Genomic DNA, 25,563 nt, shown 5'->3' with positions numbered 1-25,563 from the left:
CCTACCCCCGGGCACCGCGTACCGAAGGCAAGTCGGGCTCGCCCACGAAGTTCTGCGTGCAGCACAACAACCCGCGCGACCGTCAACGGACCTACCGGCGGCGCAAGGCGCTGGAGAAGGAGCGGGCGGCCCGACCCACGCCGGTGCCGGTCCAGACGGCGGTCGCCCGAGCCGTACGGGAGGAGCAGGTCCTCGCCTCGCTGCTGCCCCGGGTCCTGACGGCTCTGGAGACTGTGCATCAGGGTCAGCAGGCCGGCGCGGACACCGCTGCGGTCGCGGCCCACATCCAGGACGTCACCACCACGGCCGAACAACAGGTGCAGGAGGCGGAGCAGGCCCGAGAAGAGGCCGTCGAGCAGGCGGAGCAGAGCGCGGCGACCGCCTCGGAGGCGCGCGCCGAGGAAGCAGCCGCAGTCCTTGAAGCGGCCTGCGCGCTGGGAGAAGCGGCCGCGGCGGACGCGCGTGCCTCCGAGGCGGTCGCCGCGCTCGCCACGCTGGACGCCGAGCACCAGGCGCTACGCGCGGCGCACGAGGAAGAGAAGACCTCCCGTCGGCAGCTGGCGGAGCAGCACGAGGCGCTGACCGGTGCGCAAGCGGAGCTCACGGCCGAGCACGAGGAATTGGTGGGCGCGCACGGGCGGCTCCAAGGCGAAGCGGACTCGCTGCGCGTGCGGGTGAGCGAACAGAGCGAGGCTCTGACGCAGCTGCAGCGGCGGCACGAGGAGAACCTGTCCGCCCTCGCCGCAGCCCAGACCGAGAACACCGGTCTCACCAGCAGACTGCAGGAACTGCAGGGCCACCAAGGCGAGCTGAAGTCGAAGAACAGTGCGCTGACCGCGCGGCTCGACCAGGTGCACACGGAGTACCGCCGGGAACTGGCCGCCCTGCGCGAAGAGCTCGCCGCGGCCCTGCGTCCGAGCACGGCGACGGACGGTCCGCAGGACCCCGGGGAGGACGGCACGTCCGCCACCGGCGTGCAGGCCGGTGAAACGGCGGACGGTGCCGGGCCGGAAGAGGCGGACGGCGGCCGGGGGCGCCCTCTGTCCATCGTCGACCTCGGTCGCCACGCCGGCTCCAGCTGGGCCCTGGTGCGCTACGACGACGAGACGGACAGCTGCTGGTACCTGCTGCGCGACGGAGAGCGGTCCGGCTCCGTCCAACCGGAGCACTCCGGCTACGGCACCTCCCGGGTGGGCTGGTCCGCCCGCACCGCCAACCTGATGCCCGTGAAGCCTTCAGGTGCCAAGCACTTCACCGGCCGGGACAAGGCCGCCGCCGCGCTGATCCGCGACTGCGTACGCCGCACCCCCTCCCCCGCCGTGCAGGCAGCGGTCGCGCGAACGTTCACGGCTCTGGACGACGACACCCGCACGACTCTGGTCGCTGCGGTGATCCCACTGGCCACCGCGAGTGCGCCGCGGTGGGCCAAGCTGCCCGCCGCAGTCCGGGACGCCGCCCTCAGCACCGCCCTGCGGTTCCCCGCCGAGGACGATCTGCAGCAGCTGGCCGGACTAGACGTGAAGGCTCTGGGGCGCAGCAAGGACGCCCAGCGCCTCATGGATGCACTGCAGTGCCTGCGAACTGACGAGAAGCAGGAGACAGAGAAGGCTGATGGCCCCGTCGACCTGGGTACGAGTGACGGCCGCGCGTGGCGGCTTGAGCCCGACCCGCACTACGCCGGGGGCTTTCGGCTTCTCGTTGATGGCGTTGACGTCGCCGCCGTATCCCCGGTCCGGCGGCGCAAGAGCGACACCGTCCGGTGGAGCGCCGAGCACCGACGACGCGCCCTCGGCCGCGGTCCGTCGTACCCCGATCGGGAGGCCGCCGTGCGCGCCGTGACCGACGCCGAAGCCGCCTGGGTGCCGCTTCCAGAGCTGGACGACGATGCCTTCCGGCGAATCCCGGCCTGGCAACGCCTCAACCTCTACGGTGCGGCCGGACGGATCGACCTCCGGCGCGGCCGGCTCGCCCAACTGCAGCCCGGCGCGTACCGCCGGGAGCTGCACCAAGCGATCGTCCAGGCCCGGCGCTCGGCCACCGGGCAGATCCGCGGACAACACCTGACGGTGCTCCTGGACGTGGCCCGCGAGGACCTCGGCTCCCCCAGCAGCGGACCGGCGCAGCAGCTGTACGACGCCATCCAAGACGTCCGGGAGAGTCTCGTCGCTCCGCCGGACGGCTCGTGACACCCAGGTGTGCGGGACGTCTGCCAAGGGTTCTCCACCGGGAGGGGTCTGCGGTGGAGGGCACTCACGCTGTCCGGCAGGCTCAGACTGCCGGGCTGCATACAGGCGGTCTGCCGCCCTGTGTCTCGCCGCCGTACGCCTCTTGGAGGGCGTATACCTTCTCCTACTCCTCATCGCCCTCGGCCAGGGGGCCATCCAGGGAGGACAGGCCACATGACCGAGCACACCGCGGAGACCGACTTCGGCGCCCTGCACATCCGGCGTCTCAAGCACTCAGACCCGCTTCTCGGCGCGGTCCGGGTCTACACGTGGCGCACCTTCTACGCGGTGAGCGGCAGAGGCATTGAGGGCTGCCTGGCAGTCGATCCGGCCTTCAACGACACCAAGATCGGTGACATCTTCCTCGGCAGCGAGCGTCTGTTCTCCATACACCCGACGGAGTTCTTCGTCTGTTTCGGCCGTGTCGGCGATCTGAGGGCCCGGCGCAACGGAACCGTCCCGAGGAAGGAGCCGGTGCTGTCCGTCGACGGGGCCGAGGTCCTGGCGCCGCAGAGGTCGCTGAAACGAGGATGTCGAACGGACTTCGACGTAACCCGGCGGGCGGGCGCGTACGCGAGCGCCCCGGTTCCGGCACTGGTCGCTGCGAAGACTCAGCAGGCCGTTCAGGCCGTACTCGCTCTTCATGAAGAGGACGCGCCGCTGGTCGACAAGATGGACAACCTCTATGCCCAGTCCCGAGCGGCAGATCGCCGAAAGTCTGCTGTCAGGGACCTGCAGCACGCCATGAGCATGGCCTCGGCCCTTGACGAGCGGATTCAGCGGTTGAGTCACTACCTGGATTCCGACTCGGTCGTCTCGGCCTGACGTCAAGATCCCAGAACGCCTGCGGGGAAAGCCAGATTACTGGTTGCCCCGCAGGCGCTTCCTTTTGGACGGTGTCGAACGCGGGTCTGTCCCCCGCAAGCTCCGCTTTTCGCGACCGGTCGTGCTGCCGACCCGCCGCCGCGTGAACAACAGCTCCGCTTCGCCACCCGCCCAAGAATGCAGCTAAGGCATGGCCCTCTCCTTCCGAGCCGGACGCCCGACCGGTCGCATCCCCAGCGATCCCACCCCCAGTGGCCCTACTCCGGCTTCGGCGTCCTCCGCCGAGCCCTCGCCTCGCCCAGCACATTCGGATCGCACTGCCCACCATGCAGCGCTTCGGCGGCACATCGGGCTGGGCCTCCGTGGACAGCCCCCTGCGCCACCTACTGGACCAGAACGACGACCGTGGCAAGCTGAGCGCCGAGCAGGTGCGTGAGCTGGCCCCCTCTTTACGTGAAGCACTGGCTGACCTTGCACGCAAGGATGAAGAAGGCTTCCGTGGAGCACTCCAGCTCCAACGGCCTCACTGGCCCTCTTGGACCTGCGCGCGGCGGAGCACCTCCCCGTGCACTTCAGCTGACGGACCCCGGCTCCGCGCTTACGCACTGCTGTCCGATGCCGTTACACCATCACCCTGCGCCGCCGCCGGCGCGCGGGCTGGGCCCGCCGCTGCGGTTTCGCGCGGAAGAGCCTTCGTGCCAGCGGCGGCGCACTCTTCGGCACAGCGGGCCACTCCTGGAACCGCGTAACTGGTCAACGAAGGGCAGCACATGCACAACACAGACACGCACGAGGCGCGGCACAGGGCACGCGACGCGCAGCGGGCGGTCAACACGATCTCGACGCTGTTGTGGCGGTCGTTGTGGCCCGACGATGCCAAGCTGCGCGGTAACGCTCAGAGTCGGGTGATGCTCGATGACCTTCCTGCTTCCGAGGCGCGCATTCCGGTTGTCACCGAAGTGGGTGACATCGGCGTCGGTGACCTCCTGGTCGTGGTGGACACGACGGGTGCATCTGGTCCCTCGTTTGACGTTCTGGGTGTGCTCACCGGCAGGGAGGTGATGGAGCTGGCTCCCACTCCGATGGTGGCCAAGGTCGTTGGCACGACAGCGAAGACGGTCTCGGTCGTCAAGATCCCCACGCCGCGTGATGGATGGGAGTGCAATCTCGACGGCTTCGCCGAGCGGTCGTACGACCCCACCGCCGTCACGCTCACTTTGAAGACCAAGACCCGGCGCATCGGTCGCCTTGGTACGGCGCTGGAGGTTCGGAGGTGGATTTCCGACCACAACCTGTTCGGTGAGTGGCAAAGGGCTTATGAGAGTGCGAAGACCGTACAGAAGGAGGTCGAGGCCGCCATTTCGGCGCGCGCGGCGGCCGAGGCTCTGCGACAGCAGGCGCTCAAGCGCGTCGCCGCCATCATCAACCGAGCCCTCGGCGTGCAGATGATCTCTGACGCCGGGGGCGGCTCCATGCACCTTCAGTTCAGCGACTACCACTACTTCTTCCGCGAGAAGGAGAACCTCCGTGTGCACCTTGCGGGTCTGCTCGCGGTCGGCAAGTTGACCGCTGAGGAGCACGAGCTCGTGACCGAGCAGCTGACGGTGGCGGGCATGCTGACGGAACCGTCGATGATTCCTGCCTGAGCACGGAAGCGGCACCACGACCACGGCCACGGCCGGTCACCCCAAGGGGTGACCGGCCGTGGCCGTGGTGTGTGGCCTGGTGGCTTAGAGGTCACGGCCGCCGGGTGAGAACCATGGTGTCCACGACCTTGTCGTGGAGGCACTGCTGGAAGGGCTTGTCCCAGCAGCACCACAGCGGGTTAAGAAGGCCGAGGACCGGGATCACCGCAGCGACGAAGAAGAAGGCCTCCCGCGCGGCCGCGCGCCAGAAGCCGACAGGCTGTGCCGACTGGCTGCGCACCACGCGCACGTTGCAGATCTTCTTCCCGAGGGTGGAGCCGAACCGCCAGATGGTGAACGGGAAGTAGAGGATGAACGAGGCCAGCAGCCAGGTAAGGAGGAGCGCCTGTGCGGTGGCGCCGCCACCGGAGTCGATCCAGAGCATGAGCGGAAGTGCAGTCAGGAAGTAGCCGACGTACCAGATTACGAGATCCAGCAGGCGTGCGCAGAGTCGTGCGCCGATGTTGGCGAGCGGCGGTCCGGCCGGCGGGTGCCCGGGAAGTTGCGGCGCGTACGGCGAGGGTCCGGTGCCGGCCAGACCGTACCGGCTGTCCGCCGCGGGAGCGTAGCCATAGGGGTTGTGGGGCTGCGTCGTCATGCTGAAGTTCCTGCACGTCGGTGATCGGGACGCGGGGAACGCTAGGTGGCCAAGCGGACACCACCCCGAACTAGTCCGCCCACACCGTCGGCAATACGGATACTCAGTCCCTTCAGTTTCGCTCCTACGGGCGTGCGTCGTCGAGCGTGGACGGCCGGGCTACAGAACAGATTCGCGAACGGGCGACAGGTGCCGGCCGCGGCAGTTGAGTGGCGCCTCCGATCACAGATCCTCGGCCTGGTCAACGCGCAGCCGGTACTCGAGGGACGCATCGTGCCCCGGGCGATCGCCCCGAACCGGCCTGCGCTGCCGCCCGTTCCCCGGGTCGTCCAGCACTCCCACACTCACGGCTCACCTGCTCCTCAGCCCGTCTCGTAAAGGCCCCCGACATGATCACCACAATTGCCGACCACGGGGCAGCCGTAGCAGCGGCCCGTGCCTTCAGTGAGCACACGGGTCCGCTGGCCACGCTGGCCGACGGCACCGTCCCGGAGTGCTTCGCCCGCCTTCGGCTCCGGCTCGCGGATCTGCGCTCCGACGCGATGGCCACCCTCGCGATGCTCGGTCAATCCGACGAACCCGACGACCCCATGGACGTGCTCAGCACGCAGGAGGTGTCCGCCATCACCGCTCAGGTCGCCGGCCTGAGAGCGTGGGTCGAGACTCAGGAGTGCCGGACGTCCGTGTGCGAGTGCCGCGCCGACCGGCTACTGCGGGCCCTGCTTGAAGACCAGACGGTGGACGTGCGATCCGGATACCGGCCGGCCGACCGCAGGCGGCAGCGGCGCCCGGTCGCGCTAATGGCCGGGTTCAGGTCGGTTCCAGCCTCGGGCAGCCGCCCTCCGTACGTCCTGGTCGACTTCCGCGGCAACATCGCCCATGCTGTCCGCCTTCACCGCGGATGGCGCGCACGTCTGATCGTCGACGGGGAGATCACGCCGGTGTACGTCTCCCCCGGTTACCCCGACGCCCCGGTCGGCCGCTATCGGGAGGACACGCAGGCGTGTGCCGTGGCAGTCGCCGCAGCATTGGAACACTGAGTTCCGAGCACCACGGAGCCCGTCTCCCTGCGCTTCCTGGGTGAGGGGCCCCGTGGCGGACGTAAGTCAGAGGCCGAGAACATCCAACTGCTGGCCGCCTCGTACGTCTCGACGTCGATGGCCTCGGTGCTGTGCAGTCCCGCAATGTCGGCCCGCAGACGACAGCGTGCCCACGTGCTGCGGCCTGCGACGAAGCCCGGCGCCGGCCTGCTCTCGCTTGCGTTCGTCGGCGTCGGGGCAGACGGGACGTCTCGACGGCCCGATACGAGGGCCTCCAACCACACCACCCGCATCCGCTACGGCGGCAAAGGCGGCGCCCGGTCCACAGTTCGTGGTACCTGTCCGCTTCAGACGCCAGGCTGCCGGCGTCATCAGATCCCGTCGCCCGCGCGGAGGGACCGAACTCTCGGAGGCGCAATGCACCTGTCCACCACTGAGATCACCCACCAGATGGTCCAGGCCGCCGAGCTTGAACAGCTCGTGAAGCAACTGGCCGGACGTAACTACGTGGCAGTCCCCACGCCTGACGGCCCCCTCCACATCGACGGCAACCTCCGGGACGCCGCCGCCGCCCGACGCTGGCTGGCCACCGGTGGGCCCGCCCCCCACCCACGCGTTCTGCTGAACGCGTTCGCGCACCAGGGGCTCATCGGCAGCGGCGAGTACCTCGTCCACCGCTGACCCGTGCCGGCCGGCGTCCGCACCACGAACACGTGAGCTGTCCTTGGCCGCGGCGGACGCCGGCCGAAGGCTGCACCACCCCGACCGAGGCCAGAATCAGCCCGAATTCGCGGTCACTGCGCTCCCAACCGGATACGCATGAGCATCAGCTCCGCACCCCCGAGAACGGAGCTTCGACATGGGCCTCACCCTGTACGCCGACCGCCCGGACGGCCCCCAGCCCACAGACCCCCTTCCGCAGTGGTCGTGGAGCGGCTTCAGCCTCTTCCGCCGCGCACTCGCCGAGCACATCCACCTCGACATGAACCAGATGCGGGGCTTCGGCGGCAGCACGGACTGGGACACCGTCAGCAGCCCTCTGCGTCACCTGCTGCAGCAACCGGACGACTCCGGCCACCTGGAGCGCTGGCAGGTGACCGAGCTTGCACCCGCCTTGCGCGCAGCCGTGACCGCCCTCGCCGAGAATGACCCCGAGGGCTTCCTGTGGACCGGTGCCAGCAGCAACGGCCGGTCCACTCAGGGCCTCATCGCGCTGCTGGAGCTGTGCGCGGCCGAGGACCTTCCGGTGCGGTTCCGGTGAGGCACTCCGTACGCCCTGACGATCACGGCCGGTACCGGTGTGTGGCCTGCCGGGGAACGTGGCTCAGCAACGACGCCGCCGACCGTTCTGCCTTCGCGTGCCCCGGCGAGAGGGTGGCGCACGCGCTGACCCGCGAGCATCGCGTGTTCCCCGCCTCCGGCGACCGCTCCTGCGGGTCCTGGGGCTGTGAGGAGCCCGACCCCCGCCACCGGCACGGTCCCGACCCGTTCTGTGATGTCACGAGCTGCTTCCTCTGCTGTCACGCGTGTGACTGCGCCGCGTGCACCGGCGTCCTGAGCGCGCCGTACATCGTCGCCCTCGACGACAGCCCCGACCACGAACTCGCCCAGACCCCACGACGAAGGAACGCCTCCATGACGACCGAACTGAATGAGTTGGCGAAGGGTCTGTCGACCGGCGCGCATGTTACCGCCACCGGCGTCGACACCCGAGGCCGCAATGTCACCCGCACCGGCCATCTGCTCGCCGACCCCGTAGTCGTCCACGCCCGCCGCAACGGCTTCCCCACCAGGGCCCTGCGCCTGTGCGCCGGTGCCCCGGGCACCGATCCGACCGACCGCAGCAGCTGGACCACCCTGTTCACCGACTCCGGCACCGTCGAGCACACCCCGGAGCCGGACCCGACAGCATGGTCCAATACCGAGCTGCGCTACGTGCCCGGCGTAAGGGCCTCCAACCCCACCACCCGCATCCGCTACGGCGGCAAAGGCGGCGCCCGGTCCACCGGCCCAACCCAGGACACCCCCGTCAACGTCTACTACACCGACGACGGCATCTACGCCCTGTGGGATCCCGAGACCGACACCACCCACGGGCTGGTCAGGCTGACTACGAAGATCTGGTGGGCACCCGCACCCCGCCCGCACACCGACAGCCCCGACGCTGCCGCGCCCGCATAGTGCCTCGGTTGTCGCAGGCGGCCATCGGCGGCTTGTCGGACGCGTGAAAGCGGGGGCCGGTCATCGACGGCGAGGGGCACAGCAGCCTGAACGCGATCTGAGGCGTCCGTTCCCGTCGGCTCGGGGCAGACGGGATGTCTCGCCGGCCCGATGCGAGGTCCGTGTTGGCGCGTGCTGTCCACACCCCGCGGTGCCGGCCCCGGCTGGTGAGCTCTCGGGGAGCCGGTCCAGGGCGGCCGAATGCCAAGGTTCGGACTCGCGAGCTGGCGACTTGCGCGAATGGGACACGGCCCGATTTGACCGCATCGCGCAGAAGCCGTTCCGCGGAGCGATCTACAACTCGGCCACTCGGGGCCTTGTCGACGCGGAGGGAGGCTTCCTGTGACCGCTGTGGGTTGATCAGCAGGAGACGCCCCGGGGGCCCGGGCCGGGGTGCTTGCGTCCGGCGGACGGACTGGCGGGTTCAGCGGAGTCGGGCTCGGCCGAAGATCAGCCGGTCGGAGGCGAGCATGGCATCCAGGTAGGCGTCGATCCGCACGGCGTCGGCGGTCTGCGGCAGCGGATCCAGTCCCAGAAGCGGGACCGCCTCTGCGTTGCGTGCAACCAGTTCGGTCCAGGGCCGGCGGGTAGGCAGCCGTAGCCGACGGGACACCCCGGGCACGTGCAGCAGCACCTGGTCGCCGAAGATCTGCAGGCAGCGCTCAAGCTCCGGAACGACCTCCCGGGCGCCGGCCAGGCCTCCCAGGCTGGCGGATAGCCGCTGCACCCCGGCCTCGGCCGTCTCGGCGGTGCCCGAGCCGGTAAGGGCGGGAGCGCGGGTGATGAGGATGTGCGCGGCCTCATGCCCGTCCGGGCGGGTATCGGCCCAGGTCCAGGCGGCAAGGGACACCAGCAGCCGCAGATCAGGGGTGGACGGTGTGAGAAGGACTGTCATGCTGTCATGCCTCCCGCGGGCTTGAAGCAGCACCAGACGATCTTTCCGGACGGAGTGCGGTCCTGAACTCCCCAGCCGTCGGCAAGCGCGGCGACGAGGATCAGGCCGCGGCCGGAGGTGTCGGTATCGGCGGCCTGCCGGGCCTTGGGGTGCTGGCGGTGGCTGTCGTGTACTTCCATGCGCACGGTTTCCTCCTGGGCGTCGAGCTTGACCAGGAAGCCGTGTCCGGGAACGGTGCCGTGGACCACGGCGTTGGTGGCGAGTTCGGAGACGCAGAGCCGAATGTCTTCGACACGGTCGGGCAGGCCCCAGTAGGTCAGGGCCTCGGAGGTGAAGGATCTTGCCTGGCTGATCGACTCGGGGCGAGCCTCAAAGAAGTGTTGGGTCGTCAGGGCCATCGTGGTCCTCGTGATTCGGCGTCCAAGACGCGGGTGGTGCCGGGGTGGCAGTGGCGGACGGGACCTGTGCGGGCGACGGAGTGATGGGTGCTCCGGGGCTTTCGGACCAGCAGCAGCCGTGAGCCGGCCGCCTCGATCCGCTGCCTGCGTTCGGCGGCTATTGCCTTCGGTCCCAGGTGCGACATGGCCGGGGCGATCACGCCGTAGACGTCCGGCAGCTTGAGCACGTCCAGCAGCCCGGTGAACGCCGCCGACGCGGCGCCCGCCGCCGTGTCCCGGTCGGTGAAGACGCCCGACAACTGCAGTTCGTGACTGCGGCAGTACTCGGCGAGCGAGCCGACCAGTGCCTCCTGCCGTGCCGAGGAGGCCCGCACCAGCCGCAGAAGGCCGTACACGACCGGGCCGTTGACCTGGCGCTGCTCGGTGAGGGGTTCCATGCTGGGGACCATCCAGAGGGCTCGACGTAGAAGTGACGCTCTGAGCGTGGCCGCTGCCCAACTTGTGGCCAACGACCCGTCGTTCTACTTCCGTTCCACTTCCGTCCCGCCGACTGCACGGACCGTGCTTCGATGACGAGTGGAAGGGAGTGACGACGCGTGGCGACGGTGCACCACTGGACCGGCCTGGAGGCCAAGGCCCTGCGGGGCGCTCTGCGCCTGAGCGTGCGGGCCTTCGCCCAGCAGCTCGGCCTGGCCGTCGCGACCGTGTCCAAGTGGGAGAGCAAGCTCGCCGATACCGCGCCGCGTCCCGACACCCAGGCCATCCTGGACACCGCCCTCAGTCGCGCGGACGCCGCCGTCCACCTGCGCTTCGAGACGATCCTGTCCGAGATGACCAACACCGGGCCGAGCGCCGACCGGCCTCGCGTCACCGCCTCCGGTCCCAGGGCCTGGGAGTACGAGAGCTGGGCCGACGACCTCGACCGCGTCGTGGTCGCCCTGTCCCGGCAGAATTTCACCTTCGCCGACAGCCTCCTGAACCGGTGGCTGGCCCGGTTCAGGTCGTCCGAGCTGGACGAGAAGGGCCTGTACCTCTTCGCCCGGTCCACCGCTCTACTCGGCGACCTCAAACGCGACCAGGGCGCCGTCCTCGGCCCGCTCTCCGCCAGCCGTTCCTACGCTGACGCGCGCGCCATCTTCACCCAACTCGACATCCCCCGCCGTGTCGCCCAGCTCGACCTCTCCCTCGCGGTCGTCACCGAGATGTCCGGCAACCTGGAGCTCGCCGCCCGCCACTACACAACCCTCGCCGTCGACGACCGGCTCTCGCGACGCGACCGCGCCCGCGCGAGGCTGTGGGTGGGCACCTCCCTGAGCAAGGACGGCCAGCAGGACTACGCGACCCGCGTCATGCAGGCCGCAACCCGCGACTTCGAAGACCTGACCGAACCGGACGACTGGTCGGTCGCCCACCAGAAACTCGCTCTGGCCCGCCGCGGCGCCGGCGACCTCACCCGGGCCCTGCACTTCATCGACATCGCCCGCAGCAGCGGCACCACCGAGTCACCGATGCAACGCGTGCGACTGGACACCGCCCATGGCCACATCCTGCTCTCGGATCCAGCGACCCGGGATGATGGACACCTCGTCCTCGGCCAGGCCGCGAGGCAGGCCGCGCAGTACGGACTTGTGCACCAACTGCGCAGCATCGAGGGCATCAAGGCCATGAGCGAGGGGCCGCTCGGCCCCCGGCAACGGTGACCAGGGAGAACACACGCGTGAGCAACGACCAGCAGGCCATCTCCGAGGACCAGTGGCGCCGGGCGAAGCTGATCTGGGACTACCACCAGATGCACCACGAGCTGCGGCCCGCCGACGCGGCGATCGGGCTGGGTAGCCACGACCTCGGCGTCGCCACGCACTCCGCCGAGCTGTACCGCGCCGGTCTCTGCCCCACCCTGGTGTTCACCGGCGGCAATAGCCCCACCACCGCCAAAGTCTTCCCCCGGGGTGAGGCCGTCCACTTCCGCGAGCACGCTATCGAGCTCGGCGTCCCCGCCGAGGCGATCCTGCTCGAGCCGAACGCGGCGAACACCGGGCAGAACATCACCCTCTCCCGCGAGGTCCTCGCCGCCGCCGGCATCCGTCCCGCGACGGTGCTGCTGGTCTCCAAGCCCTACATGGAACGGCGGTCGTTCGCGACCGCCCGCAAGCTGTGGCCCGACGTCGACATCCGGTGCGAGTCGGAGCCGCTGGAGTTCGACGACTACCTGAAGTCCATCGGCGACGAGAAGCTCGTGCTGGACATGCTCGTCGGCGACCTCCAGCGGGTCATCGAGTATCCGAAGCTCGGTTTCGCCATCTCCCAGGAGGTCCCGGAGGACGTGCATGACGCGTACGAGTCCCTCATCCGCGACGGTTTCACCAGCCGCCTCATCTCGTGAGCTGTCCGCGCTGGGCGGGGTGTGCGCGATCCATCAGCCGAACATCTTTCCCCGGTTGAACACGCTGGCCAAGCTGTTCGCGGCGGATACCTGGATCGTCCTGGAGGATGTCCAGTTCACCCGCCGCGACTACCAGCACCGGGCCCGTCTCGCCGACCTCGACGAACCGGCCCGCCAGCGGTGGCTGATCATCCCCACCCGCCTGCCAGCGGGCGCTCCACCCTCCTCCGGGACGCGCTGATCGACGATCCAGTTCTCGCACGCCGCAGGACCGAAGGCATGCTGCGCCAGCACTACGGGAACAGCCCCCACTGGCCGGCCCTCGCCCAGGCTATGGCTCCGATGCTGGGCGCCTTCGCCACGGAGCGGACCGCGGCCGTCGCCGAGACGTCCACCCGTCTCCTGCTTGACCTGCTCGGATGGCGCGGGCAGATCCTGACCAGCAGCGATCTGCCCGCCCGGCCGGGCCGCTCCCAGCGGCTCGCCGACCTGGCCGCCGCGGCCGGTGCCCGCACGTACCTGTGCGGGACGGGCGGCATGACCTACCTCGACCCCGAGCCGTTCGAGGCACAGGACATCGCCGTCCTCCCTTTCCGGCCGCCGGAGACCGGGATCTGGTCCACCGGCCGGCGGGCCAGCGCCCTGTGGGCGCTGGCAGCGCTCGGTCCGCAGGCCGTGGCCGCACGCTGCCGCGCACTTGCAGCAGCGCCCGAGGCCTTGCTGGAGACCTGACCCAGTCGCTCTCCTGATCCGAGGCGCTGAAGCGTCACCGGCCCCGTCTTTCGCCCGGACCAGGGCGACGGGGTGCCGGACCGCAGCGGCGGTCATCATCGGCCGTCCGCCAGGTCCCGGGATGTACCCGAGCGGGCAGAGGATTCCAGCCCGTCTTGGAACGCGTGCAACGCCTGACGTCACCAGCCCGCCATCACTCCTCATGAGCCTCATGAGCTGCCGGGGAGGTGGTCGAGCGCGGCTGAAGCCGACGCTCGGATTCGCGAGCTGGCGACAAGCACCTGCCCTGCCCGGTTGGGTGCGGTCATCACCGAGTACAGCCCCGGTGCCCACCAGGAGTCAGGAGCACGACCTTGCAAGCAATCGCCCTTACCAACAGCGATGTCAGCGCGATCGCCACGACCATGCACGACCTCGGGATGCTGATCCCGAACTCGGAGAGCGTGCCAGAGCAGCCGAAGCCGATCCCCGGCCGGGAGACGGACTGCGACCTGGCCGTGCTCGGCGTGCCCTTCGTGAACGTCGATGAGGCGATCAGCGCCTACCGGTCCGCGTTCTGGACCCGCCAGGCTTGGCACCCCCAGAACCCCACCGGAATCGGGTGGCACAAGCTGGAGTCGGCGGGTTGGATCATCGGCGTGCCCGAGGCCGCAGCCGCACTGTGCACCCTTGATCATGCGAACGCGGACGACACCCGAGTTGCCGGGCGTGTGCAGGAGCGCTTCGCCGAGTGGAAGGCCAAGCCTGAGATCTGGGACGCGTGGATCGCCCTCCTGCGACACGCGGCGGAAGCGGAGCGTCCCGTCGTCATGAGCTTCCCGGATTACGCGGGTCCGTGGGCCATCGCGGAACTGCTCGACGCCGACGACTACCGGGCCTGCGCCTGACGCCCACCCGGTGAGCGGGAACCGGCCACGCCCCGTACCGGATCTTGCCTACGCCTGCCGTCTCGTCCTCCCTCTGACCACCTGGCCCATAGCCTCGGTTGGATGGGAAGCCGGGACGGCAGGCAACGGGCCGTGACGGTCCGTCCCGGCCCTTCCTCCGTTCTTGGGTGCCCCGCCGGGGCACCCCTCGTTGTCACCAGGAGCACCCTGCATGGACATCAGCACGCTTACCTCTGCGGCCGTGGAGACCCTTCAGGAGCGCGAGAGTACGGGCCGGGTCGTCACCTCGATCACGGCCGAGCTGGTCACCGACGCATCGGGCTGGACCAGCTACGGCCCCACGGCTCTCGTCACCCATCACGACGGAAAGACCCAGAACCTCACCATCCGCGACACCGCGCTCTCCGCTGCACTGGAAGAGCACGCGAACGACGAGGCCGCACTCGGCTCCGTGCCGACCGTGGTGATCCCGGTCCCGCTGCCCAAGGTCGCGCCGAACAACCGGGTCCGCTGTGAGGAGCATCCCGGCGTGCACATCGAGACCGTCGCATGCCGATGGCCGCACAACATCACCGCCGACGGCGACGAGCCGCAGGTGGGCCACCCGTACCGCGTCACCGACTGATCGACCGAGCGCATCCAGCGACCGTGCACTCATCACCGCTGGCCCCATCTCCGCTCGGAGATGGGGCCAGCAACATCGTCTCGTACACGCCGCCCCGTGTTCCGGTGCAGCCATGTTGACGGGCCGCTCCTCGAAGCTGCTGTCCGGCGTCCGCCCTCGTGAGGTCGTGAGGAGCGTATGCAACGGGCCTGTTCGGCGAATCTGCACCGCGCCGGAGCTCCGCCACGAAGGTGCAGCGACGCAACCGTTCACCTGGACGACGGCCAGCTGCCCGTGCCCCGCCGACACCGTCCGGGCCAGAGCTCCGGCGCGGTGCAGATTCGCCGCCGCGCGACCCAGACGCGCACTCCAAGGTGCACTGCTCCCACATCCCCGGAGCATTCCATGAATCACTCGGAACTGACCGACCTGCTCACTGCCCAGAACCAGCCGCGTACGTTGCACAGGGACGAGCTCACCGGCCCGGACCGGACTCTGACCCTCGGCTATACGTGTGACAGGGCCACCTGGCACGTCTACCTTCTCGAAGGCCTGGTGCACGTCCTCGTATACAACGCCGTCACAAAGACGATGCACCATCACGAGGCCCGCTTGGCGTGGCCGGTAGTTGACCTCGTTCCCGACAAGCGGCTCTACCCGGAGAGCACCGACCCCGTGTTCGCCCAGCTCCTCCTCAGCAGCGGCCAGCAGCTGCGCTTTACCGCGTTCTCGGAGCGCCGACAGGACCTGTACGCGGGCGTCACCTTTCACGGAATCACGCACACCGAGCCCTTGAGGACGTCCGCATAGGACCGCTGTGCGTGCCGCCTTCGTTCACGCGGACGGCACGGACGGTTCCGCCTCTGTCAGCTCCGCGATGGGTGGACTGCGATGCGGCCCGACAACCTCAGTCCACGAAGGGGCAGTTGCGCCAGCCGGGATGGCGGTGTCCCGAAGGGATCCCCTGTGAGGTCCCCGGCTACGGGCGACTGCTCCCGCTGTGTATTGCGCTCAGACGTCCCATCTCGTACGCCTCGCGGACCGTGCGCATCACGTCGGCGGACTGGTTATACAGGTCCATCGAGCACAGGGTCGATGTGCGGGTGGCCGGCCTCGACGACTCCAGCGCCACCCACAATCACGGCGTGGACTGCCTTGATGCCCCCATTGCGCGGACGGACGGTCGGTGAGCCGCTGGCGCTCGAACGACGTGTCGGGGTCGAGTACCACGCGCCGTGAGCCCTACAGCTGCCCATCCGGCTGGTCGTAAGTGCTGGCTCGGGCTGCTGTCCAGCACGACTCACAGTGCCAGGGGGGTAAGTCGCCCCCCACCCGGCCCCCCAATTCGCCGGGGCGTGCCCAGACCCGACTCCTACCTGTTCAGTCCGTCCCGACGAGACCGCGCCGCTGTAGAGCGCGGGTGGAAATCACGAGGGGAACGGCATGGACACGGTCACCGGCAGGCAGACCCGCGGAGCACGATGGTCGCCGCCACAGCCTGCCGTCCTTCCCACGTGGCAGCAGCGGCAAGAGCGCTTCACTCGGTCGAACGTCTGCATGGACGAGTTGGCCATGGCCATCCGGCAGGGTGGCTGGTCCGTTCTTCCCGTCCCTGACGTTCCGAGGCTGAGGGCGCTGGATTGCGCCGACTGGTCGGCGAAGGTGCTGGCAGGCCAGGAGTCCTTGCGGTTGGAAGAGGCTCGTACGTACTCCTTCGGGTCGAACGCCACCGGCATGGCCGTGGCAGCAGCAGCGGGATCGCCTCCGAAGGAGAGGATCACCGCCTCTCGGCTGCCGAGCCCTTCTGGCTTCATCGTCTTCGCTGATCCGATCGGCCACCACTCCGAGCGGCTGAAGGCCTCTGACGGCCGCATGGTGGAGTTGCACACTCCGATCGTTGCGGCTTCCTGGTCCCTGTGGGGCCGCGAGCAGATGGAACACCTTGGCCCCGAGCACTCCATCGCATGGCTCGCACGGGAAGAGGCTGGAGAACCTGCCCGCCTCCCGGAGACGATGCGCGCGATATGGGTCACCTTCTACGCTGCGCGGCCAGGTGACATCCCGGACCTGCCCGACGACGCTCCCGTCGCAATGGCGGCCGGTATGCCTGTGACGGCTGCGCGTGCCCGGGCCCGCGACGCAGTGTTCTCCCGCCAGTACACCGACCTGTGGGGGCCACTCAGGTGGCACGACGAAGCGCTGCTTCCGCTCGGTGAGCAGTTCGAGGCGCAGCCCAAGCCGGGCGCGCATGACTGGGCCAGCGTGCTCTACACCGCGTGGCAGATGATGCAGCAGCACACCGGGGAGACGCAGCTCGTCGACATCAAGCGTCACAACGTTCTTCCGCCCGCAGCGCGGAAGAAGGCGAAGGCGAAGGCCCGTCAGTCAGGTCTGGGACCGGCCGTCGGCGACGGTGTCGTGCACGTCGTCGACCTCACTGCCGCTCGCCGACCGGCGAAGGCCGACGCTGCCCGGGACGGGGCGGCCTCCGACGGTCGGCGGAAGGTGGAATGGCAGTACCGCTGGAAGGTGCCGCCGTACCGGCGCATGACGTGCATGAATCCGCGCCTGCACCATGACATGCAGGACACGGATCTGAAGTATCACGAGCACCGCGAGGACCTGATCCCGTGGGCGACGAAAGGGCCGAAGGACAAGCCCCTTCGCACCGGAGGTGGTACGACCTACACCTTCGAGGTCGCCAACGCGCCTGGCCTTCAACCCTGAACAGGCACGGCGAAGTCCAGCTCGGCCGCTTCCTCACCACGGCAGTGGTCGAGCCGGCCACGCTGCGGGCGGCGGGCGTCGGACGGAGCAGTGCTTTCCCGACCTGTCGGCCCGCAGTACCCGGTACAGCGAGCCGACCGGAACGTACCGCCCCCACCGCTAAGCGTGTGCAAGGCGAGCCCGGACTCGGCCGCTGTCCGAGGCATCGCCGCCCACCTCCCGCGGGCCAGTTTCGCGGTGATTGGGACGCCGGTGAAGGAACCCTTCAAACTGGCTGCGCTGCTCCGGTCATCGGATGCGGCCTGGGCCGATTCCTTTTCGGGAGATTCTTCATGCTGTCGCTGGTGCCGTACGTGCCGCCGATCGCTCGTGACGCGACGCCGTGCGTGTGCGGTGTCTCGCGCTGGGCCTTCGAGGAGGTTCTATGCCCGTCCTGCCGGTGCGCAGCAGTGGAAAAGCATGGCGAGCGCCTCACCCGGTTGTTGGCGGACATCTCATACGACCACCGCGACATTCACCTGACGTGGTCGGATGCCGGGGCAGGTCCGGAGGCGTTCAACCCGCGGGTTCTGTTCACAGCTCCTGACGTCACGGCCCCTGAACGGGGGAAGATCCAATTGCGTTGGTTCCACTACTGGGCGGACGACATGCTTGTGGCTGCCTGCGCTGCCGGGGTCAGCGACGACGGGGTCCTGGAGCTCGCGGTCGCTCAGGCCCACTACGCCGTCGCCACGCTCTCCATCCATGAGGTGGGTGAATGGTTCACCTTCCGTGGTGAGCAGGTCTTCCCGCCCCACCGTCCTGATCATGACTTGCCCGGCGATGAAGAGAACGGGCCGGACGGCAACGGAGCAGTGGTGCTGTGGCTCGCATATGGCCACGAAGACGATGCTGTTCGTACCTCAGGAGCCGTTGCAGCACCCGCCGGCGGCCGTGACCCGTTCCTGACCGACATCGGAACCCTGCCAGGTCAGAAGCTGTACGCCGCCGGTACCGGCATCACAGTGGAAGGCCCAGGTGACGCCCCAGCTACTCGGTTCTCCTGGGAGGCGGCCGGCGCCGACTGCTCCGGAGCCGAGGATGACCGGTCCACCCTGCACGCCGTGCATCAGAGCATCGTGTCCTCCGAACTGAGTGTGGTCGCCCGGCATCTGCTCGTGCGCGGCCAGCCTGTGCTCGCGCCAGCGCCCGGCCCGGAAGGCTCGGGGCTGACCTGGCGGTTCCATCTCACATACGACGGATGACCAGGCTCTTCCGGAGGGTGAACGGACCACCTGCGCACCGATCTGCCGCCGCACCGACACCCCTGTCGACGCGACGGCCGAAAGGAATTCGCCCGGCCTCGGCGTCGAGAGCGCCTGAGATCAGACTGGGCCCGCGATCCACGCGCCTGTGCGATCCTCACCTCTCCGACCACTCCAGGAGTCGTTAGCCATGGCCCTTGAGGCAGACCGCACCCTCCTCTCTTGCGAACAGCCGCTCGACGACGAGGCCGAGCACGATCAACGAGTTCACGCGCACCTGGCCAAGTTGGCCAACGCTCGCGGCCTGTCGGTCGACGAGGTCACGGAGGCACTGAATGCGGTCCTGGCGTCCGGGCAACCGCTGATCACAGATCCTGAGCACGACGGTGAGGCTTCCCCAGGGCTTCCGACCAGCCGAAAGGGAGGCACGGTCACCCAGCGGCGGCCTGCGGGCCCGGTCTGGGGCGTGACGTCGGTGGACTACCAAGGGCCGCCAGTCGCTCAGCGCAGTCCTTGCGCTGGTACGGAGCGGTGCCCGTGGCGGCGGGACGCGGTCCCGGGTGCATTCCCTGCGGAGGCCTTCCGTCTTTCCGCTCCGACGTCCTACCCGGACAGTGACCGCCGATTCGGCTGCCACTCCTCGTCTGCTGAAGCGCCGCGGGTTTGTGCTGGGTGGCTGCTGCGCGGCGCTTCGGGGAACCAGCAGGTGCTGGAACTGCTGGAGGCCGGGCTCATTCAGGTGCCGACGCTGCCTGCCGGGGTCGAGTTGTACGACGACTACGTGGAGATGGCCGTGGTCAACGGTGTCGCACAGGACGACTCGACGCTCGCTCCAATTCGTCGGGGCCGATCGCAAGGGGTGCGCGCAGACCACGAGGCACCGCCAGCAGTGGACGAGACTGCCGAGAGCAGGCAGCACCGGCGCTCGGACGGTGCCGGGTGACCGCCGATGCCAACCAGCCGGGCACCGCGGCGTCTGACGTGCTTCAGGAGTGGATCGCACGCTACCGGCAGCTGCCGCTCGGGGACGACTCATGGGTCTACACCAGCTTCGCGGAGCTGGTCGCCCGCCACGGCCAGGCATACGAGCCCGCTGCCTGGCCCATGCCCGATGCCCAGCAACCAGGACGCTGCTTTCACGTCGCCCGCCGCTGGGCCGAGCAGGCCGGGTGGACGTACGTGGAAGGGTTCGTGCTGGTTCCGTCGGAGATCCCGTTCAGCGGCTTCGAGCACGCCTGGTGCCTCACGGACGAGGGCAAGGTGGCCGATCCGGCACTGCCGGACGGGTGGGCCACGGCCTACTTCGGAGTCCCGCTCTCTGACCGCTTCTGCCGGGAACAGCGGGCGCTGCGAGGGACGGACGCGGTCCTGACCTTCGATCCGGTCAAGTTTCTGGAAGGGGCGAACACGACCATCCTGCGCCAGGGACTGCCCTCGTACGCCGTAAGCCTCACCGAGCGCACCGTCTGACTATCGTCGTTCCTGCGACGCATGGCTTCTCCCGCTTCTAACTCCTTCTGTGCATCGCCGCTGAGCATCGACTGACTCGTACCGTTCGTCGGGAGATGCTTCAGTGAAGCGAGTCATTCACCCCCTCATTGCTGAACTCGCGCACAGTGCGCCGGCCGCACCGGGGGCCGGGGGCACGTCGAAGCTCCCCGGTATCCGGCAAGCCGCAAGCCGCGCATCGCGCTGGACAGGGGGCTGTCGCCTGTCGCGTCTGGGTGGCAGCATCGCTCACTGGACGAGACGGATCGGCTTGGGGGCACGGTGCAGGGCAGGAGCGGCTTACCGGGCGGGGACCGTCGGCGGATCCCGACGGCGGTAATGGGCACGATGAGCAGATTCTTCTTGTCGTCACATCCCGGCAGAAGGTCCAGGCCCGGGCGCGGGCACAACACAACCAGGGCAGAGCTGCGACACGCAGCACGGCGTAGCCGCGACTCGCCAACTCGGCACGCGGTGATGGCCAAGTGCCCGCGGTCTGCCTGCCGTTCACGTACACCTCTGGGGGATCGGTGACCGGATCGGCCATGACGGATTCGGCGCTCAAGCGCGCTCGGCTGGCTCAGAACCTGACCCAGGAGGAGGCTGCTGACCAGCTGAACGAGATCACGGGCGGCGCGACGGACGGGAGCCTGCTCAGCGCGTGGGAGTCGGGGCGCAAGCGCACGGGGGTGAGGAACCGCCGGGCGTTGAGCCAGCTCTACCGGGAACGCTCCGAGGTGCTCTTCGCCCACCAGGACGGGCGCGATACCGCCAGTGCTCTAGAGGCCACCGGAACCGACGTGGTCGTGCGGGTGCTCACCCGGTATGCCGATCTGGTCGAGGCCATGGTCGACGTTGTGGCCGATGCACGCGAGATTCTCGTGGTCATGGGATCCCGCAGTCGCGAGAAGGCGTACCTGGCGGCGATCGAGACGTCCGTCGCGCGGCAGCCCGATCTGGTGCACCACCGCGTGCTGTACGGGCCGCCGCGTCACCGCGGGTTGTCCGAGCACTTGGTGCGGCTGCTGGAGCTCCGCGACCCCGGCGATCGCCGCAACGGTGTCAAGACGCTCCACATCGGGCTCGTCGAGCCGCTGGAGGCGATGGAACGCTACTTCGTGGCGTCGGAGACTGCGGCCGTGGTTCCGCTGCCGAGCTTCCATGGGGCCGAGGGGTTCGACTGCGGGGTCCTGCTGGGACGCGAGGCCGCGGTGGGACTGGTGCAGCATGGGCGGGAGGCGTGCGCGTCCGCGCGGCCGGTGGAGACGGTGGAGGCTGTTCGCGCGCTGCCGGTCCGGCACGGCGCGACGCCAGGACAAGGAGAAGTGTGAAGAAGGACTTGGCGGCCCATGCTGCTACGCGGTCGGCGTCCGTGATCGAGCTGGCCCAGGACCTGATCCGCAGGCCTAGCCGCGGCGGCATCGACGACTACGCCCCGGTCCTGACCGTTCTGGAGGACTGGCTGAGCAGCCGGGCACTGCCGCACCGGCGCCTGCACGACGAGGCGGGTCAGCTGGTTGGGCTGCTGGTAGAGATCGCCGGCGGACGGCCGGGCCCCTGGTGGACTCTGGACGCCTGCGTGGACACCGCCTCCTTCGGCGACGAGGAAGCGTGGACGTTTCCGCCGACGGCCGGAGACATCTCCGATGGGTTCCTGCGGGGAAGGGGTGCCGCCGACTCGAAGCTCGCCGCCTCCGCGTTCTGCCACATCGCCGCCGACCTGCAGCCTCTCGCCACAACGCTGCGCGGCGGGCTGGCGGTCCTCCTGGACGTCGACGAACACACCGGCGGCTTTGGCGGAGCGCGCGCGTACCTCGCCGACCCGGAAGCCGCCATCCCGGCGGGCGTGATGATCGGCTACCCCGGCATAGACGACGTCGTGGTCGGAGGACGGGGCCTATGGCGCGCGACCCTTACGGTGTCCGCCGAGTCCGGGCACTCCGGATCCAGCCGGAGCGTCCTTGGCGCCGTCTCCCGTGCCGCACGTCTGGTCCAACTCCTGGACACATCCGACCTGCCCGGCCCCCCAGCAGCGGACGCGGCATTCGCACTGCCGCCGAAGGTCTCGGTCACCGCGATACACGGCGGCGAGGGCTTCTCCGTGGCAGCGGACCGGTGCGACCTGAACGTCGACGTACGCACGACCCCGGCCTTCGACGCCCACGACGCCGAGATCCTGGTCCGCAAAGCGGCCGCCGAGCTCGACGCCGAGCTCCCGGGCCCCGCAGCCACCCGGGTCACCCCGCTCGCCAGCTGGCCGCCCTTCCAACTGCAGCCGCACGAACAGCCCGCCGCCGCGCTGATGGAAGCCGCCGCATCCCTGGGCATGACGGTGCGGGCCAAGACCGCCGGCCCGTCCAACATCGGCAACCTGCTGGCAGGACAAGCGGGAGGAATCCCGTCGACCGCCGGGTTCGGCGTCCCGTATGAGGGCCTGCACGGCATCGACGAACGAGCCAGCCTCGCCGAGCTCCCGCAGGTGTACGCGGTCTACCACCACGCCGTCCTCGAGCTCCTGGACGCACGCTGACCTCGCTACCTCCCAGTCGCATACCAGTTCCGTTCCAGCCGGAGTCCTAAGAACTTCCCAACTTCGAATCTTTCCAGCCCAGTTGGGACGCGGTGTCATAGAGGAGTTCGAGAGGCCGTACGGGAGCTGCCAGACACCCCGGACGGCCGGCGGACACCCGAAGCGCGACGACTACCGGAGGTACTCCATGAACACCACCGCCACGACCACCGAGACCGAGACCTACACCGCGCCCGTGCTGAGCGAGCTCGGCACCGTCACCGGCGCCACCCTCGGCTCCGCGGGCAGCAACAACGCGGACGACACCCAGTACTGGCAGTAGTACGGCGCCCCCGGCGGGGCGTGAGCGGGAACGGGTGAGCGAGCGCCCGGAGCGTCGGCCGATGGCCGGCGAGCCGGGCGCTCGTTCGGTGAACAGCGACAGACCAGTGCACGGACGAGCAGATCGGGGTGGCCACCATGCGGTTCATTGCTGGAACATTCGACACGGGGCGAGGCAGTTGGGCCGGAAGTAACTGGCGTCCCCGACAAGCCCAGGACGTTTTCACCGACGGTCCGGCGCGGATCTGGACGACCGGGTTCGAGCCGGGCGAGGTGCGCCGCGGCGCGGGCCACCGCGGCCAGGCCGAGCTCCTGGCGATCGGATGCTGCCTGGCCACCCGCGAGGAGTTCTCCGCGGCACGCGCGGCCGCCGAGCGCGGGGCCTGGACAGCCGCGATGCGTCTTCCCGGCTCCTGCCTCACCGTGGTGTGCGACCGTACCGGGCTGCGAATCGCCGGTGATCGGGCCGGGACGGTGACCGTGTACTGGATCCCGGTCCCCGAGGGCGTGCTGTGGGCGACGGCGGCTGCCCCGCTGGCCGCGTTCGCCGAGGCCGAGCCCGACCCTGCCGTGCTGCTGAGCGCGTTCATGGTCCGGGGCGTCGACGTGCTGGCCACCGACAGCCACTTCCGCGCGGTGCGCCGCGTCCCGCCCGGCCACAGCCTCGTCCTGGCCCCCGGGCGGCAGCCGCGAACCGAAGCCGTACCGGCTCTCACTGCCGAGACGTCCTTCGAGGAAGGCACCACGGCCGTGCGCGAGACCATCACCGCCGCCGTCGGCCGTCGGGCCACCGGCTCGGGCCCGATCTCCTCGGACCTCTCCGGCGGCGTCGACAGCGGCACGGTCACCAGCCTGGCCGCCGCCCGCGGGCCGCTGCTGGCCGTGACCTACACCGACGCGCGCATGGGCGGGCAGGACGACATCCGATACGCCGAGCGCATAGCCCACGACCACCCGCAGATCACCCATGCGACGATCGACGGCACCCGCGCCGGCGTGCAGCACTTCGACGGCCTGCTGGACCCGGCACGCCTGCCGTTCACCGACACCCCGTCGTTCACGCTCGGCCTGCTGGCCATCAAGGCCGCACAACTCGCCCCGGCCACCGCTCGCGGATCCCGGGCACACCTGACGGGCCGCGGCGGCGACGATGTTCTGGACGCGGTCCCGACCACGGTCATCGACCAGTACCGGGCCGGGCACCGCGAGCAGGCGCTGCGCCGCACCGTGGCGTTCGCCCGCACACGCCGCGCTGCCCTGTGGCCGGTGCTCGGGCAGGCCGCCCGCACCCAGCGCACCCTCTACCCGCAAGCCCTGGCCGCCCTGGCGGACGCGATCACCGCCGGGCCCGGGCACATCGCCCCGCCCCACGCCGGGACGCCGGCCGGGCAGATGCTCACCTGGTGCGGGAGGGGCGCCGCCACCGCCTGGCTCACTTCCACGGGACGCACGGTGGTCGGCGATCTGGTCGCCGCCCGCGCCCACAACGCCCGTCCGGACATCGCTCCCGGTGCCCTTCACGAGCGGCTCGCCCTGGAGCTGATGGGCGACGGTCACGCCACCTTCGACCAGATCAGCCGCCAGCAGTGGGGCCTGCCCGTCCACGCCCCGCTCCTGGACAACCTCGTCGTGGACGCCTGCCACGCGATTCCCGGCTACGCCCGCACCCAGCCCGGCGACTTCAAGCCCCTGGCCCGCGCCGCCTTCACCGGTCACGTCCCCGACTACCTGCTGCACCGGCGCACCAAGACCGCGTTCACCAGCAGCCTGTTCGCCGGACTGCGCACCAACGCCCCGTCCCTGCGCCGCATCATCGCCCGCTCCCTCCTGGCCCAGGCCGGTCTGCTCGACACATCGAGGGCGCTCGCTTCGCTCAACAGCGCGGTACGAGGCGAACCCGCGCCCCTGGCCGGCCTGCACGCCCTGATCGTGACCGAGCTGTGGCTCTCCACGCTGCCCACCGCCCGCACCACGTGGTGGGAGACGACCGCCGCCAGCCGGCAGGAGGTCACCCGATGAGCGCGCGTCCCGGCGTCTACGCCGCGCCCAGCCCGGACGGCGTCGCTCTGATGGACATCCGTACCGGGCGTGGCCGGTGGCGCTTCCTCGATCCGGTCGGCGCCCGCCTGTGGCAGGCGATCACCGGCGGCGCCGACCCGGCCACGGCCGTTGAGGACCTCGCCGCCCACTGGCACAGCAAAGGCGCCGACCTCGCGCAGGTCCGTGCCGACCTCACCTCCCTCGCCGACGACCTGGAGCGCGCCGGCCTCCTCCACCACGAGCCTGCCGCCGCACAGGCCGACCGCTGCTCCGAGATCCGGTTCGCCACACCCGTCGCTGCCAGCGCCGGCCAACAACTGGCAGCGCACGTCGCGCTGTTCGCCACGCTCCTCCTGCTCCGGCTCCTGCCCATCCGCATCGGCGTCGCCGTCGCCCGCGCGGCGACCCTCCTGCCGGGACGCCCCGCCCGCCCCCAGGACGCGGAAGCCGCCTTCGCCGCCGTACGCCGGGCCGCCCGCCTCTGGCCCGGCCGCGCCGCCTGCCTGGAAGAGTCCCTGGCCGCGCACTTCGCGGCCGCGCTCACCGGCCGCCGCGTGCGCTGGGTGATCGGAGCCCGCTTCGTCCCCCAAGGGGCCCACGCCTGGATCGAAGCCGGCACCGCGATCATCGGGCAGGACGAAACCGACCGCGTCTGGCCCTACGCACCCGCTCTCCAGGTGGAACGCTCGAACTGAAATTCGCCACCCTTCGCCACCACAAC

27 protein-coding genes and 1 pseudogene are annotated in these 25,563 nt (G+C 69.7%); 23 read left to right on the top strand and 5 right to left on the bottom strand.

Features of this window, described 5'->3' with window-relative positions; genetic code table 11:
- Positions 1-56 precede the first annotated feature (56 nt).
- The 3 genes from ACH4UK_RS28455 (at position 57) to ACH4UK_RS28445 (ending at position 4,696) form a co-directional block, all read left to right on the top strand.
- Positions 57-2,186: a hypothetical protein gene (locus ACH4UK_RS28455; protein ID WP_398360817.1), complete on the top strand. Its 2,130-nt coding sequence runs from the start codon at positions 57-59 to the stop codon at positions 2,184-2,186.
- A 213-nt stretch (positions 2,187-2,399) separates the two neighbouring features.
- Positions 2,400-3,050, top strand: a complete 651-nt coding sequence (locus ACH4UK_RS28450; RefSeq protein ID WP_331759334.1) for a hypothetical protein — start codon at positions 2,400-2,402, stop codon at positions 3,048-3,050.
- Between the two features lie 770 nt (positions 3,051-3,820).
- Positions 3,821-4,696, top strand: a complete 876-nt coding sequence (locus ACH4UK_RS28445) for a hypothetical protein (protein WP_331759336.1) — start codon at positions 3,821-3,823, stop codon at positions 4,694-4,696.
- Between the two features lie 91 nt (positions 4,697-4,787).
- Here ACH4UK_RS28445 and ACH4UK_RS28440 read toward each other — a convergent pair whose 3' ends face one another.
- On the bottom strand, positions 4,788-5,333 hold the full coding sequence (locus ACH4UK_RS28440) for an RDD family protein (RefSeq protein WP_398360815.1): 546 nt from the start codon (positions 5,331-5,333) through the stop codon (positions 4,788-4,790).
- Positions 5,334-5,722: 389 nt separating this feature from the next.
- On the opposite strand from ACH4UK_RS28440, the gene ACH4UK_RS28435 reads away from it, so the two are divergent.
- The 4 genes from ACH4UK_RS28435 to ACH4UK_RS28420 all read left to right on the top strand — a co-directional run bounded on the left by ACH4UK_RS28435 (position 5,723) and on the right by ACH4UK_RS28420 (position 8,554).
- The gene (locus ACH4UK_RS28435) at positions 5,723-6,373 is read left to right on the top strand and encodes a hypothetical protein (RefSeq protein WP_398360813.1); all 651 of its coding nucleotides are present in this window, start codon (positions 5,723-5,725) and stop codon (positions 6,371-6,373) included.
- 417 nt (positions 6,374-6,790) lie between these two features.
- A complete protein-coding gene (locus ACH4UK_RS28430; RefSeq protein ID WP_331759342.1) occupies positions 6,791-7,054 on the top strand; it encodes a hypothetical protein in 264 nt (87 codons plus the stop codon).
- A gap of 178 nt (positions 7,055-7,232) precedes the next feature.
- Positions 7,233-7,634, top strand: a complete 402-nt coding sequence (locus ACH4UK_RS28425; protein ID WP_331759344.1) for a hypothetical protein — start codon at positions 7,233-7,235, stop codon at positions 7,632-7,634.
- Between the two features lie 374 nt (positions 7,635-8,008).
- On the top strand, positions 8,009-8,554 hold the full coding sequence (locus tag ACH4UK_RS28420) for a hypothetical protein (protein WP_331759346.1): 546 nt from the start codon (positions 8,009-8,011) through the stop codon (positions 8,552-8,554).
- Positions 8,555-9,017: 463 nt separating this feature from the next.
- Here ACH4UK_RS28420 and ACH4UK_RS28415 read toward each other — a convergent pair whose 3' ends face one another.
- Genes ACH4UK_RS28415 through ACH4UK_RS28405 form a run of 3 tightly spaced genes read right to left on the bottom strand, consistent with a single transcriptional unit; the run spans position 9,018 to position 10,323 of the window.
- Complete coding sequence (locus ACH4UK_RS28415) at positions 9,018-9,488, bottom strand: hypothetical protein (RefSeq protein ID WP_398360811.1); 471 nt, start codon at positions 9,486-9,488, stop codon at positions 9,018-9,020.
- A complete protein-coding gene (locus ACH4UK_RS28410) occupies positions 9,485-9,886 on the bottom strand; it encodes an ATP-binding protein (protein WP_398360809.1) in 402 nt (133 codons plus the stop codon). The genes ACH4UK_RS28415 and ACH4UK_RS28410 overlap by 4 nt, the downstream gene beginning before the upstream one ends.
- The gene (locus ACH4UK_RS28405) at positions 9,877-10,323 is read right to left on the bottom strand and encodes a hypothetical protein (protein ID WP_331759349.1); all 447 of its coding nucleotides are present in this window, start codon (positions 10,321-10,323) and stop codon (positions 9,877-9,879) included. The genes ACH4UK_RS28410 and ACH4UK_RS28405 overlap by 10 nt, the downstream gene beginning before the upstream one ends.
- Before the next feature lie 159 nt (positions 10,324-10,482).
- Between ACH4UK_RS28405 and ACH4UK_RS28400 the strand changes: the two genes are divergently transcribed.
- The 7 genes from ACH4UK_RS28400 to ACH4UK_RS28370 all read left to right on the top strand — a co-directional run bounded on the left by ACH4UK_RS28400 (position 10,483) and on the right by ACH4UK_RS28370 (position 15,302).
- Positions 10,483-11,586 (top strand): hypothetical protein, encoded by a 1,104-nt coding sequence (locus ACH4UK_RS28400; protein ID WP_331759350.1) that lies wholly within the window; start codon positions 10,483-10,485, stop codon positions 11,584-11,586.
- Positions 11,587-11,603: 17 nt separating this feature from the next.
- Positions 11,604-12,269, top strand: coding sequence for a YdcF family protein (locus tag ACH4UK_RS28395; RefSeq protein ID WP_398360807.1), 666 nt, complete (start codon positions 11,604-11,606; stop codon positions 12,267-12,269).
- A 55-nt stretch (positions 12,270-12,324) separates the two neighbouring features.
- Entirely contained in the window at positions 12,325-12,510 is a 186-nt protein-coding gene (locus ACH4UK_RS28390; protein ID WP_398360804.1) for a WbqC family protein, read from the top strand.
- Positions 12,450-13,001: a WbqC family protein gene (locus ACH4UK_RS28385; protein WP_398360802.1), complete on the top strand. Its 552-nt coding sequence runs from the start codon at positions 12,450-12,452 to the stop codon at positions 12,999-13,001. The genes ACH4UK_RS28390 and ACH4UK_RS28385 overlap by 61 nt, the downstream gene beginning before the upstream one ends.
- Positions 13,002-13,354: 353 nt before the next feature.
- A complete protein-coding gene (locus tag ACH4UK_RS28380; protein ID WP_331759354.1) occupies positions 13,355-13,888 on the top strand; it encodes a hypothetical protein in 534 nt (177 codons plus the stop codon).
- A gap of 211 nt (positions 13,889-14,099) precedes the next feature.
- Complete coding sequence (locus tag ACH4UK_RS28375) at positions 14,100-14,513, top strand: hypothetical protein (protein WP_398360800.1); 414 nt, start codon at positions 14,100-14,102, stop codon at positions 14,511-14,513.
- Between the two features lie 384 nt (positions 14,514-14,897).
- Positions 14,898-15,302: a hypothetical protein gene (locus ACH4UK_RS28370; protein WP_331759358.1), complete on the top strand. Its 405-nt coding sequence runs from the start codon at positions 14,898-14,900 to the stop codon at positions 15,300-15,302.
- A gap of 202 nt (positions 15,303-15,504) precedes the next feature.
- Here ACH4UK_RS28370 and ACH4UK_RS28365 read toward each other — a convergent pair.
- Positions 15,505-15,688: pseudogene (locus tag ACH4UK_RS28365) on the bottom strand (tryptophan synthase subunit alpha); the annotation flags it as partial.
- Between the two features lie 247 nt (positions 15,689-15,935).
- Between ACH4UK_RS28365 and ACH4UK_RS28360 the strand changes: the two are divergent.
- From ACH4UK_RS28360 to ACH4UK_RS28320, 9 genes are all read left to right on the top strand, one after another.
- Entirely contained in the window at positions 15,936-17,219 is a 1,284-nt protein-coding gene (locus ACH4UK_RS28360; RefSeq protein WP_398360798.1) for a hypothetical protein, read from the top strand.
- Positions 17,220-17,551: 332 nt separating this feature from the next.
- Positions 17,552-18,463: a hypothetical protein gene (locus tag ACH4UK_RS28355; protein WP_331759364.1), complete on the top strand. Its 912-nt coding sequence runs from the start codon at positions 17,552-17,554 to the stop codon at positions 18,461-18,463.
- Positions 18,464-18,653: 190 nt separating this feature from the next.
- Positions 18,654-19,406 carry a DUF6283 family protein gene (locus tag ACH4UK_RS28350; protein WP_331759366.1) on the top strand — a complete coding sequence of 251 codons (753 nt, stop codon included), beginning with the start codon at positions 18,654-18,656 and terminating at the stop codon, positions 19,404-19,406.
- The gene (locus tag ACH4UK_RS28345) at positions 19,403-19,933 is read left to right on the top strand and encodes a hypothetical protein (RefSeq protein ID WP_331759368.1); all 531 of its coding nucleotides are present in this window, start codon (positions 19,403-19,405) and stop codon (positions 19,931-19,933) included. The genes ACH4UK_RS28350 and ACH4UK_RS28345 overlap by 4 nt, the downstream gene beginning before the upstream one ends.
- A 563-nt stretch (positions 19,934-20,496) precedes the next feature.
- Entirely contained in the window at positions 20,497-21,282 is a 786-nt protein-coding gene (locus ACH4UK_RS28340) for a helix-turn-helix transcriptional regulator (RefSeq protein WP_331759371.1), read from the top strand.
- A complete protein-coding gene (locus ACH4UK_RS28335; protein ID WP_331759373.1) occupies positions 21,279-22,481 on the top strand; it encodes a M20/M25/M40 family metallo-hydrolase in 1,203 nt (400 codons plus the stop codon). Before ACH4UK_RS28340 ends, ACH4UK_RS28335 begins: the two co-directional genes overlap by 4 nt.
- A 187-nt stretch (positions 22,482-22,668) precedes the next feature.
- The gene (locus tag ACH4UK_RS28330; protein ID WP_331759375.1) at positions 22,669-22,803 is read left to right on the top strand and encodes a hypothetical protein; all 135 of its coding nucleotides are present in this window, start codon (positions 22,669-22,671) and stop codon (positions 22,801-22,803) included.
- A gap of 137 nt (positions 22,804-22,940) precedes the next feature.
- The gene (locus ACH4UK_RS28325) at positions 22,941-24,821 is read left to right on the top strand and encodes an asparagine synthase-related protein (RefSeq protein WP_331759777.1); all 1,881 of its coding nucleotides are present in this window, start codon (positions 22,941-22,943) and stop codon (positions 24,819-24,821) included.
- Positions 24,818-25,537 (top strand): lasso peptide biosynthesis B2 protein, encoded by a 720-nt coding sequence (locus ACH4UK_RS28320; RefSeq protein WP_331759377.1) that lies wholly within the window; start codon positions 24,818-24,820, stop codon positions 25,535-25,537. Before ACH4UK_RS28325 ends, ACH4UK_RS28320 begins: the two co-directional genes overlap by 4 nt.
- Positions 25,538-25,563 lie beyond the last annotated feature (26 nt).

Source organism: Streptomyces sp. NPDC020884 (assembly GCF_044333935.1).
Lineage (GTDB): Bacteria > Actinomycetota > Actinomycetes > Streptomycetales > Streptomycetaceae > Streptomyces.
The sequence above is the reverse complement of the archived record's forward strand: the minus strand, read 5'-3'. Positions and strand labels throughout refer to the sequence as shown.

Coding starts and splice junctions, on each gene's coding strand:
- ACH4UK_RS28450 (WP_331759334.1), top strand. CDS start 2,400: ATGACCGAGCACACCGCGGAGACCGACTTCGGCGCCCTGCACATCCGG.
- ACH4UK_RS28445 (WP_331759336.1), top strand. CDS start 3,821: ATGCACAACACAGACACGCACGAGGCGCGGCACAGGGCACGCGACGCG.
- ACH4UK_RS28440 (WP_398360815.1), bottom strand. CDS start 5,333: ATGACGACGCAGCCCCACAACCCCTATGGCTACGCTCCCGCGGCGGAC.
- ACH4UK_RS28435 (WP_398360813.1), top strand. CDS start 5,723: ATGATCACCACAATTGCCGACCACGGGGCAGCCGTAGCAGCGGCCCGT.
- ACH4UK_RS28430 (WP_331759342.1), top strand. CDS start 6,791: ATGCACCTGTCCACCACTGAGATCACCCACCAGATGGTCCAGGCCGCC.
- ACH4UK_RS28425 (WP_331759344.1), top strand. CDS start 7,233: ATGGGCCTCACCCTGTACGCCGACCGCCCGGACGGCCCCCAGCCCACA.
- ACH4UK_RS28420 (WP_331759346.1), top strand. CDS start 8,009: ATGACGACCGAACTGAATGAGTTGGCGAAGGGTCTGTCGACCGGCGCG.
- ACH4UK_RS28415 (WP_398360811.1), bottom strand. CDS start 9,488: ATGACAGTCCTTCTCACACCGTCCACCCCTGATCTGCGGCTGCTGGTG.
- ACH4UK_RS28410 (WP_398360809.1), bottom strand. CDS start 9,886: ATGGCCCTGACGACCCAACACTTCTTTGAGGCTCGCCCCGAGTCGATC.
- ACH4UK_RS28405 (WP_331759349.1), bottom strand. CDS start 10,323: ATGGAACCCCTCACCGAGCAGCGCCAGGTCAACGGCCCGGTCGTGTAC.
- ACH4UK_RS28375 (WP_398360800.1), top strand. CDS start 14,100: ATGGACATCAGCACGCTTACCTCTGCGGCCGTGGAGACCCTTCAGGAG.
- ACH4UK_RS28370 (WP_331759358.1), top strand. CDS start 14,898: ATGAATCACTCGGAACTGACCGACCTGCTCACTGCCCAGAACCAGCCG.
- ACH4UK_RS28360 (WP_398360798.1), top strand. CDS start 15,936: ATGGACACGGTCACCGGCAGGCAGACCCGCGGAGCACGATGGTCGCCG.
- ACH4UK_RS28355 (WP_331759364.1), top strand. CDS start 17,552: ATGCTGTCGCTGGTGCCGTACGTGCCGCCGATCGCTCGTGACGCGACG.
- ACH4UK_RS28350 (WP_331759366.1), top strand. CDS start 18,654: ATGGCCCTTGAGGCAGACCGCACCCTCCTCTCTTGCGAACAGCCGCTC.
- ACH4UK_RS28340 (WP_331759371.1), top strand. CDS start 20,497: ATGACGGATTCGGCGCTCAAGCGCGCTCGGCTGGCTCAGAACCTGACC.
- ACH4UK_RS28330 (WP_331759375.1), top strand. CDS start 22,669: ATGAACACCACCGCCACGACCACCGAGACCGAGACCTACACCGCGCCC.
- ACH4UK_RS28325 (WP_331759777.1), top strand. CDS start 22,941: ATGCGGTTCATTGCTGGAACATTCGACACGGGGCGAGGCAGTTGGGCC.
- ACH4UK_RS28320 (WP_331759377.1), top strand. CDS start 24,818: ATGAGCGCGCGTCCCGGCGTCTACGCCGCGCCCAGCCCGGACGGCGTC.